The sequence below is a fragment of the Burkholderia sp. Bp9090 genome (genome assembly GCF_003857985.1).
Taxonomy (GTDB): Bacteria; Pseudomonadota; Gammaproteobacteria; order Burkholderiales; family Burkholderiaceae; genus Burkholderia.
This window is the reverse complement of the sequence record NZ_QTPV01000004.1, coordinates 1-16,267: the sequence shown is the minus strand read 5'-3', so window position 1 is coordinate 16,267 and position 16,267 is coordinate 1. Positions and strand designations below refer to the sequence as shown.

At 69.5% G+C, this 16,267-nt stretch carries 15 protein-coding genes and 1 pseudogene; 6 read left to right on the top strand and 10 right to left on the bottom strand.

The window, feature by feature from the left end:
- Positions 1-50: 50 nt before the first annotated feature.
- Genes DIE16_RS05165 through DIE16_RS05150 form a run of 4 tightly spaced genes read right to left on the bottom strand, consistent with a single transcriptional unit; the run spans position 51 to position 3,408 of the window.
- Positions 51-698 (bottom strand): isochorismatase family protein, encoded by a 648-nt coding sequence (locus DIE16_RS05165; RefSeq protein ID WP_044843890.1) that lies wholly within the window; start codon positions 696-698, stop codon positions 51-53.
- Between the two features lie 19 nt (positions 699-717).
- Positions 718-1,758, bottom strand: a complete 1,041-nt coding sequence (locus DIE16_RS05160; protein WP_124524173.1) for a 2,5-dihydroxypyridine 5,6-dioxygenase — start codon at positions 1,756-1,758, stop codon at positions 718-720.
- Positions 1,759-1,798: 40 nt separating this feature from the next.
- Positions 1,799-2,629 carry an alpha/beta fold hydrolase gene (locus DIE16_RS05155; protein ID WP_124891960.1) on the bottom strand — a complete coding sequence of 277 codons (831 nt, stop codon included), beginning with the start codon at positions 2,627-2,629 and terminating at the stop codon, positions 1,799-1,801.
- A gap of 26 nt (positions 2,630-2,655) precedes the next feature.
- Complete coding sequence (locus DIE16_RS05150) at positions 2,656-3,408, bottom strand: Asp/Glu racemase (protein ID WP_044843893.1); 753 nt, start codon at positions 3,406-3,408, stop codon at positions 2,656-2,658.
- A 298-nt stretch (positions 3,409-3,706) separates the two neighbouring features.
- Here DIE16_RS05150 and DIE16_RS05145 point away from each other — a divergent pair, with 298 nt between their 5' ends.
- The 4 genes from DIE16_RS05145 (at position 3,707) to DIE16_RS05130 (ending at position 8,592) form a co-directional block, all read left to right on the top strand.
- Entirely contained in the window at positions 3,707-4,870 is a 1,164-nt protein-coding gene (locus DIE16_RS05145) for an FAD-dependent monooxygenase (protein ID WP_044843894.1), read from the top strand.
- 183 nt (positions 4,871-5,053) lie between these two features.
- The gene (locus DIE16_RS05140; RefSeq protein WP_044843895.1) at positions 5,054-5,560 is read left to right on the top strand and encodes a (2Fe-2S)-binding protein; all 507 of its coding nucleotides are present in this window, start codon (positions 5,054-5,056) and stop codon (positions 5,558-5,560) included.
- Positions 5,550-8,018 (top strand): c-type cytochrome, encoded by a 2,469-nt coding sequence (locus tag DIE16_RS05135; RefSeq protein ID WP_124891959.1) that lies wholly within the window; start codon positions 5,550-5,552, stop codon positions 8,016-8,018. Before DIE16_RS05140 ends, DIE16_RS05135 begins: the two co-directional genes overlap by 11 nt.
- Positions 8,019-8,259: 241 nt before the next feature.
- Positions 8,260-8,592, top strand: a complete 333-nt coding sequence (locus DIE16_RS05130) for a hypothetical protein (RefSeq protein ID WP_044843897.1) — start codon at positions 8,260-8,262, stop codon at positions 8,590-8,592.
- A gap of 106 nt (positions 8,593-8,698) precedes the next feature.
- Here DIE16_RS05130 and mmsB read toward each other — a convergent pair whose 3' ends face one another.
- The 3 genes from mmsB to DIE16_RS05115 form a co-directional block, all read right to left on the bottom strand.
- The gene (gene mmsB / locus DIE16_RS05125; RefSeq protein WP_124668373.1) at positions 8,699-9,589 is read right to left on the bottom strand and encodes a 3-hydroxyisobutyrate dehydrogenase; all 891 of its coding nucleotides are present in this window, start codon (positions 9,587-9,589) and stop codon (positions 8,699-8,701) included.
- Positions 9,590-9,605: 16 nt separating this feature from the next.
- The gene (locus tag DIE16_RS05120) at positions 9,606-11,132 is read right to left on the bottom strand and encodes a CoA-acylating methylmalonate-semialdehyde dehydrogenase (protein WP_124891958.1); all 1,527 of its coding nucleotides are present in this window, start codon (positions 11,130-11,132) and stop codon (positions 9,606-9,608) included.
- A 122-nt stretch (positions 11,133-11,254) separates the two neighbouring features.
- Positions 11,255-12,574: an MFS transporter gene (locus DIE16_RS05115; RefSeq protein WP_044843900.1), complete on the bottom strand. Its 1,320-nt coding sequence runs from the start codon at positions 12,572-12,574 to the stop codon at positions 11,255-11,257.
- A 156-nt stretch (positions 12,575-12,730) separates the two neighbouring features.
- On the opposite strand from DIE16_RS05115, the gene DIE16_RS05110 reads away from it, so the two are divergent.
- Positions 12,731-13,690: a LysR family transcriptional regulator gene (locus DIE16_RS05110; protein WP_124521113.1), complete on the top strand. Its 960-nt coding sequence runs from the start codon at positions 12,731-12,733 to the stop codon at positions 13,688-13,690.
- Positions 13,691-13,835: 145 nt separating this feature from the next.
- On the opposite strand, the gene DIE16_RS05105 is transcribed toward DIE16_RS05110, so the two are convergent.
- Positions 13,836-14,744 (bottom strand): hypothetical protein, encoded by a 909-nt coding sequence (locus DIE16_RS05105; RefSeq protein WP_124488426.1) that lies wholly within the window; start codon positions 14,742-14,744, stop codon positions 13,836-13,838.
- Positions 14,745-14,791: 47 nt separating this feature from the next.
- Positions 14,792-15,514, bottom strand: coding sequence for a haloacid dehalogenase type II (locus DIE16_RS05100; RefSeq protein WP_044843903.1), 723 nt, complete (start codon positions 15,512-15,514; stop codon positions 14,792-14,794).
- A 321-nt stretch (positions 15,515-15,835) separates the two neighbouring features.
- Between DIE16_RS05100 and DIE16_RS05095 the strand changes: the two genes are divergently transcribed.
- Positions 15,836-16,063, top strand: coding sequence for a hypothetical protein (locus DIE16_RS05095; protein ID WP_124891957.1), 228 nt, complete (start codon positions 15,836-15,838; stop codon positions 16,061-16,063).
- A 122-nt stretch (positions 16,064-16,185) separates the two neighbouring features.
- Here the strand turns inward: DIE16_RS05095 and DIE16_RS05090 are convergent.
- Positions 16,186-16,267: pseudogene (locus tag DIE16_RS05090) on the bottom strand (hydrolase); the annotation flags it as partial.

The following is a 16,267-nucleotide window of genomic DNA, read 5'->3' as shown; positions in this document are numbered from 1 at the left end:
GCTGCCGTTCGTACCACCCGCGCCGTACCGCCCGCGATCGGCGCGGCGGCTCAGCGCGCGTGCACGGCATCGATCGCCGCGATCGCATCGTCGAGCGGCATCACGGCCGCGTATTTCTGCTGCATGTCGAACAGGTTCGCGTCGTGCGGCGCGATCGCGCGATCGCCGACGCAATCGGCGAGCACGAGCGGGCGGAACCCGTGCGACATCGCGTCGACCACGCTCGCGCGCACGCAGCCGCTCGTCACCGCGCCCGCGACGAGCAGCGTCTGCACCGCGCGCTGCGCGAGCCACGGCGCGAGCTGCGTGCCGAAGAACGCCGACGGCACGGTCTTGCGCACGACGAGTTCGCCGGCGGCGGGCGTGAGTTCGGGCACGATCGCGCTGTTCGGATGGTGCTCGGTCAGCGTCGCCATCCCGGGCACCTTCAGCGAGAACACGTTGTCGTCGCTGCCGTCGTCCGCGTACACGATGCGGCTGTGCGCGACCGGCCAGCCGCGTGCGCGCGCGAGCGCGAGCGCCCGCGTCGTGCGCGCGATCGCCGGCGCGATGTTGCCGCCGCCGAACGTCGCGGGATCGGCGAAGCCGACCACGAAGTCGACGATCAGCAGTCCGATGTTGCCGTGCGGCGGCAGCGGCGTGCCGAAACCCTGCTGGCGGTAGACGTTTGCTTCGGCGTGGCGGGAAAGATCGGTCATGGTGTCGGGCACTCGTCGGTCAGGCAGGTTGATCGGCCACGCGGCCTTCGCGCACGACGGTTTCGCCGTCGAGCTCGACCGTGCAGCGGCGCAGCGGGATGTCGATGTGGCAGGTGGTCGTGCGGGTGCCGCCGCCTTCGTTGTTCGGGCCGAGCGAGAACAGGAAGTTGCCTTCGAACGCACGCGCATCCATCCCGATCGTCGCCTCGCGGTCGTACAGGCCGAGCGTCGACCAGCGCGCGCGCGGCTGCAGCCCCCAGCCGATGTGCGAGATCGCATAGCCTTCCGGGTCCGCGAAGGTTTCCATGTAGTCGCGCAGCAGGTCGGCATCGACGCCGCCTTCGATGCGCGTCGCATAGCCGCCTTCGACGGTCAGCGCGATCGGCTCGCTCACGTAGTGTTTCTGCGGCAGCAGGATGTCGCCGCGATCGATCACGATCGTGCCGCGCGCGGTGCGGTCGTTCGGGAAGGTCAGCGCGAATCCGCTCGGCCAGTGGTCCCAGCGGCCCGGCGCGTCGACGAAGCCGTATTCGGCGGTCGGCGGGAAATCGCCGAGCGGGCACACGAGCGCCGTGCCGGCCGCCGAGGTCACGCGCATCTCGCGCGCGGCGGCGATCTTCTTCGCGGCGCCGAGCACGCGCGTGCGGTCGGCCAGTGTCGGCACCATCCGCACCAGCACTTCGGGCGGCTCGACCGCGAGCAGGATCTTCGTGCCGGATTTCAGGATGTCGTGCTGCTCGGGCGAGAACAGCAGCGTCATCAGGTCGAGCACGAGGTCGCTCTCGCGCAATGCGGCGATCGCGGCGCGGTTGCCGGTGAGCGGCGTCGTGCCGAGATACGCGAGCGGGTCGCGGCTGAACGCCTTCTCGCCGTTCACCGGCGGCAGGTCGAGCCGGTTGACGATCGCGCCCATCGATTGCGTCGCGATCAGCGCGCACGACAGCGTCTGCGGATGAGTGGCCGCGCTCGTCAGGATCGTGACGGTCTGGCCCGGTTCGAGGCGCGACAGCGTGAGCACCTGCTTCCACGCGTCGATCAGTTGATAGTCGCTGACTGGCATCGTCGGCTCCGGTAATGGCGTGAAGGGGAGGGGGGAGAAATCAGGCCGCGAGCGGCGCGCCGAGGAAGTTGCCGAACGCCGCGTAGAAGCCCGCCGCGTTGTCCCACGGGATCATGTGGCCGGCATCGGGCACGCGCACGTGCCGCATCGACGGCGTCGCACGCTGCAGTTCGGCGACGTCGTCGTCGCGCACCACGTCGCCGCGCTCGGCCGTGATCAGCAGCGACGGCACGGCCAGTTGCGCGGCATCCGCGTGGAAGTCGTCGGTGTGGAAGCCTTCGTACGACGTGCGCACCGCGCGCTCGTCGCAGGTATGCAGCCACTCGGCGCGCAGTTGCAGTTCGGCATCGGTCCAGGTCGGGCAGAACGCGCGCATCCCTTCGGCGTCGGTGCCGGCGCGCGCGAGCGCCATCGAGTCGATGTACCACGGCAGCTTGCCCGGATAGTCGCGGCGGTTCGGGCCCGACACCGGCGGATCGACGAGCACGACCGATTCGAGCCCGCGGACGCCGCGCCGCGCCGCGCGCGCGGCGATCCGCGCGCCCATCGAATGGCCGACCAGGCTCGTGCGCGGCAGGCCGAGCGCGGCGACGAACGCCGCGATGTCATCGGCTTGCGCATCGAGGCCGTAGTCGAGCGACGGCGACGCGTCGGACAGCCCGCGGCCGCGCACGTCGAGCACATAGGTGTCGAATGCCGCGCCGAACACCTCGCCGACGAAGCTCCACGTGATCGCGGGGCTCGTGATGCCGGGAATCAGCACGATCGCGGGGCGCGACGCGCGCGCGCCCGTGGCGCCGCCGTAGCGCAGGTAGTGCTGGCGGATGCCGTTGGCGCGGACGTTCGCGCCGTACAGGAAAGTCGAGGACATGGCGATGCTCCGAAGTAGCGGGGCGCTCAATACGCGCCGGACAGCAGCGCGCCGGCGCCGGGCACGATCGGTTCGAGATCGAGTTCGCGCAGCATCGCGTAGGTCGTCGCGATCGCGGCGGTGATCACGGGCTTGCCCGTCATCGCCTCGACCTTCGCGACGGCCGGCAGCGACGGCATCTGCACGCACGCGGACAGCACGATCGCATCGGCGTCCTGGTACGGCAGCGTCTTCACGATGTCGGGCAGGCGCGCCGGGTCGTGGCGGCCGACGTCGAGGTTGTCGGGGATCTCGAGCGCGCGATACGCGATCACGTCGTAGCCTTCGTTGCGGATGTAGTCGACCACGAGCTCGGTCAGCGGCAGCATGTACGGCGCGACCACCACGATGCGCTTCGCGCCGATCACCTTCAGCGCATCGACGAGCGCGCCCGCGCTCGTCAGCACCGGCGCCTGCGCGCCGTTGTCGGCCGTGTGCTTCGTGAGGCGGGCCTGCGACACGCGGTGATAGCCGTGGCCCATCGCCATGATCGCGACGAGGCACGCGTAGCCGAGCACGTCGACGCGCGCATCGCTCAGTTCCACCGCGCAGCGGTCGGACTCGGCGTCCATCGCCGCGAGTTCTTCCTTGACGACCTTCTTCATCCGCATCCGGCTCGAGTGATACGTGAAGCGCTCGGGCCGGATCGCCTCGCGCAACCGCAGCATCGCGGGAATCTCGGTTTCCATCGTCGTGTTGGAACTCGGCACGATCTGGCCGATGCGGTAGGTCTTGCTCATGACGGGAGGCTCCGTGTCGGTAAGGGTGGGGCGGCACGCTGGCGCGGGATCGCCTGGTTTCGGGGAAAGTCTAGTGTGTACATTTGAAAATGACAATGGGTCAAAATGATTCCTTTCAGGCGTGGATCGTTTGTTTTCGGATGTATATGAGGTTTTATTGGTGTTTTCCCGGATGGGTCGGCCACCAGAAATAATCCCCTTGTCTTGAATAAATTGAGTGTGTACGCTATATAAACGCCATTCAATCCGCCCGTTCTCGTGCCGCGTCCGGCGCCGGGCTCACGATCAGGAGATCCGCATGAGCAAACCCCGTATCGCAATCATCGGCGCCGGTCTCGGCGGCACGGCCGCCGCGGCGCTGCTGCAGCGCGGCGGCTACGACGTCGCGCTGTACGAGCAGGCGCCGGCGTTCTCGCGCCTCGGCGCGGGCATCCATCTCGGCCCGAACGTGATGAAGATCATGCGGCGCATCGGCTGCGAGGACGCGCTGGAGACGATGGGTTCGCATCCGGATTGCTGGTACAGCCGCGACTGGCAGACGGCCGACGTGCTGTCGCGGATTCCGCTCGGCGACTACGCGCGCAGGACCTACGGCGCGAGCTACCTGACCGTGCATCGCGGCGATTTCCACGCGCTGATGACGCAGGCGGTGACGCCCGGCACGATCCGCTTCGGCAAGCGGCTCGCGGCGGTGGAGGACACGGGTGACGCGGTGCGCCTGACGTTTGCCGACGGCAGCGTCGAGACGGCCGACATCGTGATCGGCGCGGACGGCGTGAACTCGCGGATCCGCGAGCATCTGCTCGGCGCGGAGCCGCCGCGCTATACGGGCTATGTCGCGCATCGCGCGGTGTTCCCGGCCTCGCTGCTCGGCAACAAGCCGTACGACATGTGCGTGAAATGGTGGTCGGAGGATCGCCACATGATGGTCTACTACGTGACGGAGAAGCGCGACGAGTACTACTACGTGACCGGCGTGCCGCAGGCCGAGTGGCCGGAAGGCGTGTCGATGGTCGACAGCAGCCGCGATGAAATGCGCGAGGCGTTCGCCGGCTTCCACGCCGACATCCAGCACCTGATCGACGTGTCGCCGTCGATCACGAAGTGGCCGCTGCTCGAGCGCGACCCGCTGCCGTTGTGGAGCCGCGGCCGTCTCGTGCTGCTCGGCGACGCATGCCATCCGATGAAGCCGCACATGGCGCAGGGCGCGGCGATGGCGATCGAGGATGCGGCGATGCTCGCGCGCTGCCTCGACGAAGTCGGCATCGGCGATTACGCGGGTGCGTTCGCGCTGTACGAGGCGAACCGCGCGGCACGCGCGTCGAAGGTGCAGCTCGTGTCGCACAACAACACGTGGCTGCGCACCAACGAGGATCCGTCGTGGGTGTTCGGCTACGACGTGTTCGACGTGCCGCTGGTGTCGCCGTCGCCGTCGCGCGGCAACGTGGCGGCCGTCGCCTGACGCGCATGCGGTGTCCGCGCCGGATGCCGCGCCGCCGTATCGGTGATCGATGCGGCGGTACGCATTTCGGCGTGTTATACGTGAGCGCTGCGCGCGACGCCGGCCCGTCGCGAGCCGGCGGCCGTGCCCGCTGCCGGCCCCAACACGGCCTGCCGGCCCGCGCCCCGCATTCCGGATCCCTTCATGTCCCATCCCGCTTCCCCGTCGCGGCCGCTCGCGTTTCGCGTGAACGGCACGCCGCACACGTTCGACGCTGCCGCGCCCGACGCGCCGCTGCTGCTGGTCCTGCGCAACGACTGCGCGCTCAACGGCCCGAAGTACGGCTGCGGATTCGGGCAGTGCGGCGCGTGTACGGTGCTGGTCGACGCTCAGGCGACGCGCGCGTGCGTCGTGCCGGCCGCCGCCGCGCACGGGCGCGACGTGACGACGCTCGAAGGGCTCGGCTCGCGCGACGCGCCGCATCCGATCCAGCGCGCGTTCATCGACGAGCAGGCCGCGCAGTGCGGCTATTGCCTGAACGGAATGATCATGAGCACGAAGGCGCTGCTCGACCGTAATCCGTCGCCGGACGATGCGGCGATCCGCGACGCGCTGCGCTTCAATCTCTGTCGCTGCGGCACGCATCTGGAGATCATCCGCGCGGTGCATCGGGCCGCGCGCTATCTGCGGGACGACGGCGATGAAGCATGACCTGAGCGTGCCCGCGCAGCCCGAAGCCGATGCGAGCGATGTGCGGCGCGATGAAGCGGCGGCCGGTTCGGCGCGGCGTGCGGACGACGCGGCGCGCATGCACCGCGCACACTACGAATGGCCGATCGGCGATGCGCGTGCGCACGCGTCGTTCGAGCTCGAAACGCGGACCGCCGCCGATGGGCGGATGACGACGTGGCGCTATCGCGCGAAGGCCGGCACGACACCGGATGCGCGGCGCGCGGCGGCGCAGGGCGGGGCATCGGCTCGGTCGTCGCCGTTCGTCTATCGACATGCGCAGACGTCGATCGAGATGGCCGACATCCACCACGCGATTCCCGGCCACGCACACGTGTTCGCGCGCGAGTCGTTCGTCGACGAACTGGCCGGTGCGCTGCGGCGCGATCCGGTCGCATTGCGCCTGCAGCATCTCGATGCGTCGCGCGATGCCGGGCCGCGCGAGATCATCCGGATGGTCAGCGAACGCGCGGCGTGGGGCGAACCGGCCACGGGCCGTGCCCATACAGCGGCGCAGGACCGCCTCAGTGGGCGCGGCTTTGCATTCGATGGTGCGGGCGTGCTCGAGGCGCCGTCCGCAGGCGAAAACCCGCACGCGAACGCGGGCCGCGACAACGGCCGCGACAGCGATCCGCACTGGTCCGCATGGGTCGTCGATCTCGACGTCGATCGCGCGACGGGCGACGTCGCGGTGCGCCGCGTCGTCGCCGGGCAGGGCGCGGGCGAGCCCGGGCAGGCGTCGATGGCGGGCTTGCCCGCGTGGCAGATCGAAGCGGCGATTTCGCGCGTGATGGGCGCGCGGCTGTCCGCACGGCCGGCGCATGACGAGACCGGCGGCGATGTCGCGCCGGATGCGATCGCGCATGAACTCGTCGCGTTCGACGACGCAGAGCCGGGAGCCGGTCGCGCCCGGTCGCTGTCGGCGTACGACGCGCAGCGGATCGAACAGGCGGCCGCCCCGGCGGCGGCCGCGATCGCGAACGCGCTGCATGACGCGACGGGCGTGCGTTTTCGCGCGCCGCCGTTCGACGCCGCACGCATTCGCGACGCGCTGGCCCGCCCTGAGCCGGCCGATGTCGGCGAGCGCCGTTCCGGCGCGCCGCGCCGCGCGTCATCGCGCTGGCGCCGCTGGCTGGCCGGTGGCGGCGCGGGCGGGGTCGTCGGCGGGCTGATCGGGCTGGCCTGCGCGATCCTGCCGGGCCCGGCGCCGATCGCCCCGATTGCGCCGGTCGCACCCGGCGGCGCGGACGGCGCGATGTGGAGCGCGGCGACGCTCGAACGCGGCCGCCTGATCGCGCTCGCCGGCGATTGCGCGGTCTGCCATACCGCGCCGGGCGGCGCGGCCAATGCGGGCGGTCTCGCGCTCGACACGCCGTTCGGCACGATCTACACGACCAACATCACGCCCGATCCGGAAACCGGCATCGGCGCATGGTCGTATCCGGCGTTCGCGCGCGCGATGCGCGAAGGCATCGGGCGCGACGGCTCGCATCTGTATCCGGCGTTTCCGTACACCGCGTTCGCGAAGCTGAGCGAGCCCGACCTGCTCGCGCTGTATGCATACCTGATGTCGCAGCCGCCGGTGAAGCATGCGCCGCCGAAGACGAAGCTGCCGTTCCCGCTCGACCAGCGGCGCCTCGTCGCCGGATGGAACTGGCTGTTTCACGACGCGCGGGCGTTCGTGCCGGATCCGGCGCGCTCCGCGTCGTGGAATCGCGGCAAGTATCTGGTCGACGGCGCCGGGCACTGCGGCGCGTGCCATACGCCGCGCAACGCGCTCGGCGCGGAACGGGGCGGCCGCGCATATCTGGCCGGCGGCGAGGCCGAGGGATGGGTCGCGCCGCCGCTCGTCGCGTCGCCGGCGTCGCCGGTGCCGTGGACCGAAGGCGCGCTGTTCGACTACCTGCGCACGGGCTTCTCCGCGCAGCACGGCGTCGCGGCCGGGCCGATGGCGCCGGTCGTCGCGGGGCTCGCGGCGCTGCCCGAATCGGACGTCCGGGCGATCGCGCATTATCTGGCGTCGCTGTCGCCGCCCGTCGATGCCGCGGTGGCCGTCGACGCGGCGACCCGCCATGCACGCGGTGCGGAAGCGGTCGCGACGCTCGGCCTCGAGAGCGGCCGGCGCGCGTTCGATGCCGCGTGCGCGGTCTGTCACGCGGAGACGGGCGGGGTCGGGCATTTCGGCGTGCGTCCGCTGATGGGGCTCAACACGAGCGTCAGCCAGGCTGCGCCCGACAACCTGCTGCGCGTGCTGCACGACGGGATCGACCATCCGGCCACCGACGGGCTCGGCTACATGCCCGGCTTCCGCGACGCGTTCGACGACCGGCAGATGGCCGAGCTCGCCGCATACATCCGCGCGCGCTATGCGCCCGGCCAACCGGCGTGGCGAAGCCTGGAGGAGGCTTCGGCGAGAATCCGGCAGGCGCGTGCGCACTGACCGGCGCGACGGCCGATGCCGGTCGCCGGGCAGAAACCGTGCGTCGGCCGAGAAGCCGGGAAAAGCGACACGCTGCGCAACGACGGGCGTGACGCGGGCCGCAAATCTTGCCGGCAGCACCCCATCGTTTAACCATTCGAAACAATGTGTTCACTGAAAAGGGCATGATCTCCGGCGATCGGGCAGGCATACTGTCGCCTATGTTGCTCAATGCCGTCGAATCGACGCGCGCTTGCCCCCCATGTCCATTGCTCTATCTTTTCGATCCCTGCGAGGGTTGACCATCGCGGCCGTTGCATGCTTGCTCGCCGCATGTTCGACCGCTTCCGACGTGACCACGACATCGAATCCGAACGTCTTCACCGTGACGACGCGCACGCTCGGCGTGTCGACGACGTGGGCCGACGCCCATGCAAAAGCTGTCGACGAAGCGACCAACTACTGCACGCAGCGCGGCATGCGCGCGAGCCTGAAGCAGGAGTCGGTGACCGGCGGCCGCCGCGTCGACGCGCGCTCCGAACTCGCGTTCGAGTGCCATCCGACCTTCGAGACCGCGTCGAACCCGCGCGGATAAGCGCCGCGCCGCCCGCGCGGCCGTAACCTCCGCACTGCTCCGGATGTGAACCGACCCGCGATGCCGTTGACGGGCAGCGCGGGCCGTCGCACGTCCGCCGGCCGCGTTACGCGGGCTGCGCCTCGTACAGTTTCACGCACGCGGAGAAGTCGAGCGTGCCGAGCCCGTGCTGGCTCATCGACTGATAGAGCTGCTGCGCGAGCGCGCCCATCCACACCGGCTGCCGTGCGCTGCGCGCGGCTTCGGTCGCGAGCCCGAGATCCTTCAGCATCAGGTTCGCGGCGAAACCGCCCGAGTAGCCGCGCGCGGCGGGTGCCGCGTCGTTCACGCCCGGATACGGGTTATAGGTGTCCGAACTCCAGCAGCGGCCGGTCGACGTGTTGATGATGCCGGCCAGCACGGCCGGATCGATGCCGAGCGCGGCGCCGAGCGCCATCGCTTCGGCCACGCCCATCATCGAGATCCCGAGCAGCAGGTTGTTGCAGATCTTCGCGATCTGCCCGGTGCCCGTGCCGCCGCAGTGCACGACGTTCTTCCCCATGTCGAGCAGTACCGGGCGGATGCGCTCGAACAGCGCGCCTTGCGCGCCGACCATGAAGGTCAGCGTGCCGGCCTGCGCGCCGCCGGTGCCGCCCGACACCGGCGCGTCGGCGAACGGGAAGTCGCGCTGCGCGGCGGCGTCGGCCATCGCGCGCACGGTGTCCGGATCGATCGTGCTGCAGTCGACCAACGTCGCGCCGACACGCGCGCCGGCCAGCACGCCGTCGTCGCCGAGGTAGACCGCGCGCACGTGCTGCGCGGCCGGCAGCATCGTGATCACCAGCGACGCGCGGGCGGCCGCGTCACGCGGCGACGCGGCCGCCGTCGCGCCCGCGCGCACCGCCGCGTCGACCGCGTTCGCGTCGAGGTCGAACACCGTCAGCGCGTGGCCGGCCTTGAGCAGGTTGGCGGCCATCGGGCCGCCCATGTTGCCGAGTCCGATGAATGCGATTTCCATGTGCAGGCTTCCTTGATCAGCGAAGCGCGATCGTCGTGTTCACGCCGCCGGCCGTCGCGTCGTCGTCGAACCAGCGCGCGGTGACCGTCTTCGTCTGCGTATAGAACTGCACGACCTGCTTGCCGTACGGGCCGAGATCGCCGAGCTTCGAGCCGCGCGAGCCGGTGAAGCTGAAGTAGGGGACCGGCACCGGGATCGGGATGTTGATGCCGACCTGGCCGATGTCGATCTCGCTCTGGAACTTGCGCGCGGCCGCGCCGCTCTGCGTGAACAGGCCGACGCCGTTGCCCATCGGGTTGCGGTTGACCAGCGCGATCGCGTCGTCGAGCGTGTCGGCTTCGAGCACGACCACCACCGGCCCGAAGATTTCTTCCTGATAGATCGACATGTCGGTCGTCACGTTCGAGAAGATCGTCGGGCCGACGAAGTTGCCCTGCTCGTAGCCGGGCACCTTCACGTCGCGGCCGTCGAGCAGCAGCGTCGCGCCTTCCTTCACGCCCGCGTCGATCAGCGACAGGATGCGGGCCTTCGCCGCCTTCGACACGACCGGGCCGACGTCCGTGCCGGCTTCGGCGCCGGCGTTGACCTTCAGCGCCTTCGCCTTCTCGACCAGCTCGGGCAGCCAGTCGCGCGCCTGGCCGACCAGCACGACGACCGACGTCGCCATGCAGCGCTGGCCGGCCGCGCCGAAGCCTGCGCCGACCAGCGCGTTGGTCGACTGCTCGCGGTGCGCATCGGGCAGCACGACCGCGTGGTTCTTCGCGCCCATCATCGACTGCACGCGCTTGCCGTGCTGGCTGCCGAGGTTGTACACGTGCGTGCCGACGCGCGTCGAGCCGACGAACGAGATCGCCTTGATGTCCGGGTGCGTGCACAGACGGTCGACCACGGTCTTGCCGCCGTGCACGACGTTCAGCACGCCCTGCGGCACGCCGGCCTCGATCGCGAGTTCGACGAGCTGCATCGTCGACAGCGGATCCTGTTCGGACGGTTTCAGCACGAACGTGTTGCCGCACACGATCGCCATCGGGAACATCCACAGCGGGATCATGCCGGGGAAGTTGAACGGCGTGATGCCCGCGCACACGCCGATCGGCTGGCGCAGCGTGTAGGTGTCGACGCCGCCCGCGACGTTCTCCGCGAATTCGCCTTGCTGCAGCGTGCCGATCGAGCACGCATGCTCGACCACTTCGAGGCCGCGGAAGATGTCGCCCTGTGCGTCGGGCAGCGTCTTGCCCTGCTCGGCCGTCAGCGTGTGCGCGATCCGTTCGAGATTGCGGCGCACGAGGTCCTGGAACTTCAGCATGATGCGCAGCCGCGCGCCGATCGGCGTCGTCTTCCAGGTCTGGAACGCGCGTTGCGCGGACGCGATCGCGGCATCGACCTCGTCGAGCGTCGCGTACGGCACGCGGCCGATCACTTCCTGCGTCGCGGGGTTGACGATGTCGCCCCATTCGGCGCTTTGCGATTCGACGAACGCGCCGTCGATCAGCAGCTTGGCGGTGGGCAGGGCGAGGGTGGTCTGGGGAACTGCGGCGTTCATGGAACTCTCCGGGAAACGGTGATGCGAAGAAAACACGTGGGCTGCGTCCGTCGCGCGTGCGGCCACGGCGGACGGCAGGTCGAACTGAAATCGGGGCGATGCGGATCGCTGCGGGCCGATGCTTACGCACGCGCCGGACGCATCAACGCGGTACACGCGAGCGCGAACACGCCGAAGCCGACGAGGTACGCGATCACGTAATGCGGCTGGCCGCCGCCGGCCTTGAGCAGCGACGTCGCGATCATCGGCGCGAAGCCGCCGCCGATCACGCCGGCGAGCTGCACCGACAGCGAGATGCCGCTGTAGCGGATTTCCGCCGGGAACTGCTGCGCGAACAGCAGCGACTCCGGCGCATACAGGATCGGGAACACGATGCCGAGGCCGAGCACGATCGCCCACCATGCGGTCGACGTCTGCTGCGTGCCGAGCATCAGGAAGAACGGCGCCGCGAACAGGCACATCAGCACGAGGCCGATCGCGAACATCCGGCGCTGGCCGATGCGGTCGCTGAGATGCCCGCACAGCGGCATCGTGACGAGCGACAACGCCGCGCCGGCCGTGATCGCGTGCAGCATCTCGGCCTTCGGCAGATGCAGCTGCTGCGTCGCATACGCGAGCGCGAACGTGACGACCATGTAGAACCAGGTGTTTTCCGCGGCGCGTGCGCCGACGATCGTCAGCACCTCGCGCGGATGGCGGCGCAGCGCGGCCGTCACCGGCGACTTCTCGGCCTTGCCCTGGCGCTGCATCTTCTCGAAGTCCGGCGACTCGGGCACCTTCGCGCGGATGAACCAGCCGAGGCCGACCAGCGCGATGCTCGCGAGGAACGGCACGCGCCAGCCCCACGACAGCATGTCGGCTTCCGGCAGCGCGGCCACCGCGGCCATCGCGACCGACGACAGGATCAGCCCGAGCCCGACGCCCGTCTGCGGCAGGCTGCCGAACAGCCCCTTGCGGCCCTTCGGCGCGTGCTCGACGGCCATCAGCACCGCGCCGCCCCATTCGCCGCCGACCGCCATCCCCTGCAGGAAGCGCATCGCGATCAGCAGCGCGGCGGCCCAGTAGCCGATGCGGTCGTACGACGGGATCAGCCCGATGATCATGCTCGGCACGCCCATCAGCAGCAGCGTGATCATCAGCATCGACTTGCGGCCGATGCGGTCGCCGAAGTGGCCGAACACGATGCCGCCCATCGGCCGGCCGATGAAGCCGACCGCGAACGTGCCGAACGCGGCGAGCGTGCCGACGACGGGGTCCAGCGACGGGAAGAAGATGCGGTTGAACACGAGCGCGGCGGCCGTGCCGTAGAGGAAGAAGTCGTACCACTCGATCGTGGTGCCGGCCATGCTGGCCCAGCCGGCCAGCAGGTAGTGCCGCGCGGTGCGGGCGGGCGCCGGCGTCGCGATGGCTGCATGCTCATCGAGGGTGGATCGCGTCTGCATGGTGTCTCCGTATTTATTGCCCGCGGCTCATGGTCCGCAGGTCACGGTCGAGTATAGTTATGCGCGGATCCATGATGTACCGACAAGAAAGCCGGTTGGATGTGCATTTATGCATATCGGCACCGGGCCCCGAGACACCTGCTTTTTTCCCCGCCGATGCGACACGCCACCGAGCCGGTTTCCGGCAACCTGAACTGGGACGACCTGCGCTTCTTCCTCGAAGTCGCCCGCACGCAGCGCGCGAGCGGGGCCGCGAAGCGGCTCGGGGTCGACTACACGACCGTCGCGCGGCGCATTCGCGCACTCGAGGCCGCGATGGGTACGCTTTTGTTCGACAAGTCGCGCTCGGGCGGCTTCACGCTGACCGCCGAGGGGCAGCGGCTCGTCGCGTATGCGGACGCGATGGAGACGACCGTGCAGTCCGCGTGCGACCAGGTCGCGAACACCGGCGAGGCGCTGTCGGGCCACGTGCGGATCGGGTCGACCGAAGGGTTCGGCTGCTTTTTCCTCGCGCCGCAGCTCGCGCGGTTTCGCGTCGCGCACCCGCATGTGACGGTCGACCTGCTGCCGGTCCCGCATTTCGTCAACCTGCCGAAGCGCGAGGCCGACCTCGCGATCACGCTCGAGCGGCCCGAACGCGGGCCTTACGTGGTCACGAAGCTGTGCGACTACCAGTTGCGGCTCTATGCGACGCGCGACTATCTGGCGAGTCATCCGCCGATCGCCTGCACCGACGATCTCGCGCGGCATGCGTTCATCAGTTACGTCGACGATCTCGCGTTCAGCAGCGAACTGCTGTACCTGGAGCGCGCGGTGCCCGGCGCGACGGCCGGGCTACGCACGACGAGCGTGATCGCGCAGGTGTTCGCGGCGCTGCAGGGCGGCGCGCTCGCGATCCTGCCGTGCTTCATGGCGGCCACGCAGCCGGCGCTGGTGCCGGTGCTGCCGGACGACGTGGTGGTCACACGGTGCTTCTGGCTGACGTGTCGCGAGGACCTGCGCAAGCTGCGGCGCGTGACGGCGCTGTGGGATTACCTGCGCGCGGCGGCGGACGCGAACCGGGCGTTGTTGATGGGGGAGTCGGAGCGGCTCCGGTTCGTCGGGGATCCGGAATAGCGGGGCTGGAGGCGGCGGTGATTTGCGCAGCGGGCGGGTCGGGGTTCACGCGGTTCCAGGTGCACCGCGTTGCGGCACACCCGCGGCGGCGTCACGCGAGCGCGGCGAAGGGGCCGCCGCCAGGCAGCCGGCCGCCTGGGCGTGCCTAGGCGTAATAGATTCGCCCGACATCCGTGTCGCGTAATCGCCCGGTGCGTTCGGCGTCGTCGAGCGCATCGCCGAAATCGCGCGTGCACAGGTCCGGTCGGCCCAATGCAGTGAGGATGCGCGACACGCGCCACGCGGGCAGCCAGTCCGCCCATGCAAGGCGCACGCCGATGAGCAGTGCCAGCATGACGCCCAATGCGAACGGTCCGCCGAGCAGCGTGAGAACGACGAGCGTCGGATCGGAAAATCCGCTGTCGCTGGTCCAGATGCCCAGCAGCATGAGCGGGATCAGGAAACAGGTCATGCCGATGAACATCCATTTCCACGCAAGCCAGAGCGTATGCGTCAGCCCGGCCAACCCGGTGTCGCCGCACGTGTGATCCATGACCATGTGGCGGCGGTCCGGAGACGACAGCGCAAGCAGGCGGCCTCGGCGATCGACCACGGCAACGACGTCGTCGCCGACGTCGAAGCACTGTCCGCCGAGGAAGCCGCGGTACGTGTCACCGCCGATTTCGATTTCGACCGGGAGCTTCGCGAACAGGATCCTGCCGTTTTTCCCGACGGTGACGTAGGCGTTTTCCGATGCAAAGGTCTTGCTGCCGCGGATATTCGCATACGACCATGTCGCCGGATGCTCGACCTTGTCGGCCGCGGCGTTCAGGCTGGCCAGGGCGAGGTCTTCGTCGGCTTGCTGAAACACCAGCGCATTGGCGGCGGCACCGTTGCCGGTGAGCGCCGCGGCAATCGGCACCACGTAGTGCGTGAACCGGTAGCCGAGCGATTTCTTCCGGGCTTCGGGATCGACGGGCGACATCTGATGGCGCGCAGCGTCCTCCCGATCGGGACGCTCCAGAAAGCGCATCGCGGTGAGCTTGCCTGCTACCAGACGCAGGGATGACGACATAGGCCGGGGCTGAATGTGGTCGGAGTGCGGAGTCTAGCAGCCGGCACTCAACCCGGACAACCGAGCCGATCCGCGAGTTCGTTCAGGTCCTTGACGTCGAAGTCCCACGCGTCGTCGGCTTTCAGGTCGGTCGTCTGGTTCGGCCCGTGTTCGGTCGGCCGCAGCACGAACGCGGTGGCGAGCCCGAGTCGCCGCGCGGCGGCCAGATCGCCATTGTGCGCGGCAACCAGGCACAGCTCGGCCGGCTCGAGACCGAGGATCTCGACCGCTTCGGTATAGACCCTCGGCGACGGCTTGTACGCGTGCGCGACTTCGGCGCCGAGAATCGCGTCCCACGGCAGGCCGCCGTGCTTCGCGACGTCGACCATCAGCCGGATGTTGCCGTTCGACAGCGGCGCGATCACGTAGCGCCGCTTCAGCCGCTGCAGCGCCGAGACGGAGTCGGGCCACGGATCGAGCCGGTGCCACGCGAGGTTGAGCGCGTCGATCTCCGCGTCGGGCACGCCGTCGATCCCGTAGCGGTCGAGCGTGCGCACCAGGTTCTCGCGGTGCAGCACGTCGAGCCGCACGTAGCGCCTGCGCCCGCTGCGGATTTCCTCCATCGACGGCGCATATTCGCGGCGCCACGTATCGGCGAATTCGAACGGATCGCGATCCGGCGCGTGGCGCGCCAGGAACGTGGCGGCTTCGCGCGCGACGCCGTTTCTCCAGTCGACGATCGTTCCGAACACGTCGAAAACGAGCGCCTTGATGTCGGCAGGGTTCGTCATGGGATTTTCGTGAAGGTCGGTCGAGGGGGACGCGACGCGCGCCGTGGCGGCAGCGTGCGACGCCGGTTCGAATGACATTGAATCACGTATCCGCGAAGACGGCTGGCGGCGTCGCGGCGATGGCGGCGCGCGGTGCGGCATCGAGGGTGCGTGAGAGTGCATGAGGGCGAGGCGGAGCCGGGAAAACCGGTATCGCACGGCCCGTCACGGGCCTTCGGCCATGACCTTCGGCACATTCCTGCCCGCGTGCGCGGCGCCTACGCTGGGCAGGTCGCCGGCGCGTGCCGGCGGCGTTCCCCAACCAACCGACAAGGACATGCCATGCCGACCATTTCAGTCTACGGGTTCAATCCGGACGGCGGCCCGAGCGCGTTCGGCGCGCAAGCCACGTGCGACAACCTCAACGAGGACCATCCGACGTGGGCCGTGACGCTGGCCTACACCGCGAGCACCACGACGGCCGTCTTCACGTCGGCCACGGCGTCCGACGCGGATCTCAGGGCCGCGCTGGAGACGGCGTATCCGCCGGCAAGCTACCACGTGGTTTAGGTATCGCGGGCGCCCGCCCGGGCCGGCCCGGGCGGGGTAGTTCATGTGGCGCAACGTGCGCCGGCGGCTGCGACGCGGGCCGGGTTCGCGCCGCAAGCGCGGCGCTTGCGGACGTGCGGCAATCAGCTCTTGTCGTACGAGAACTGGATGCCCGCGGTGCCGCCGGTTTCGATGAACAGGTTGATGAACGCGGGGACGGTCGCG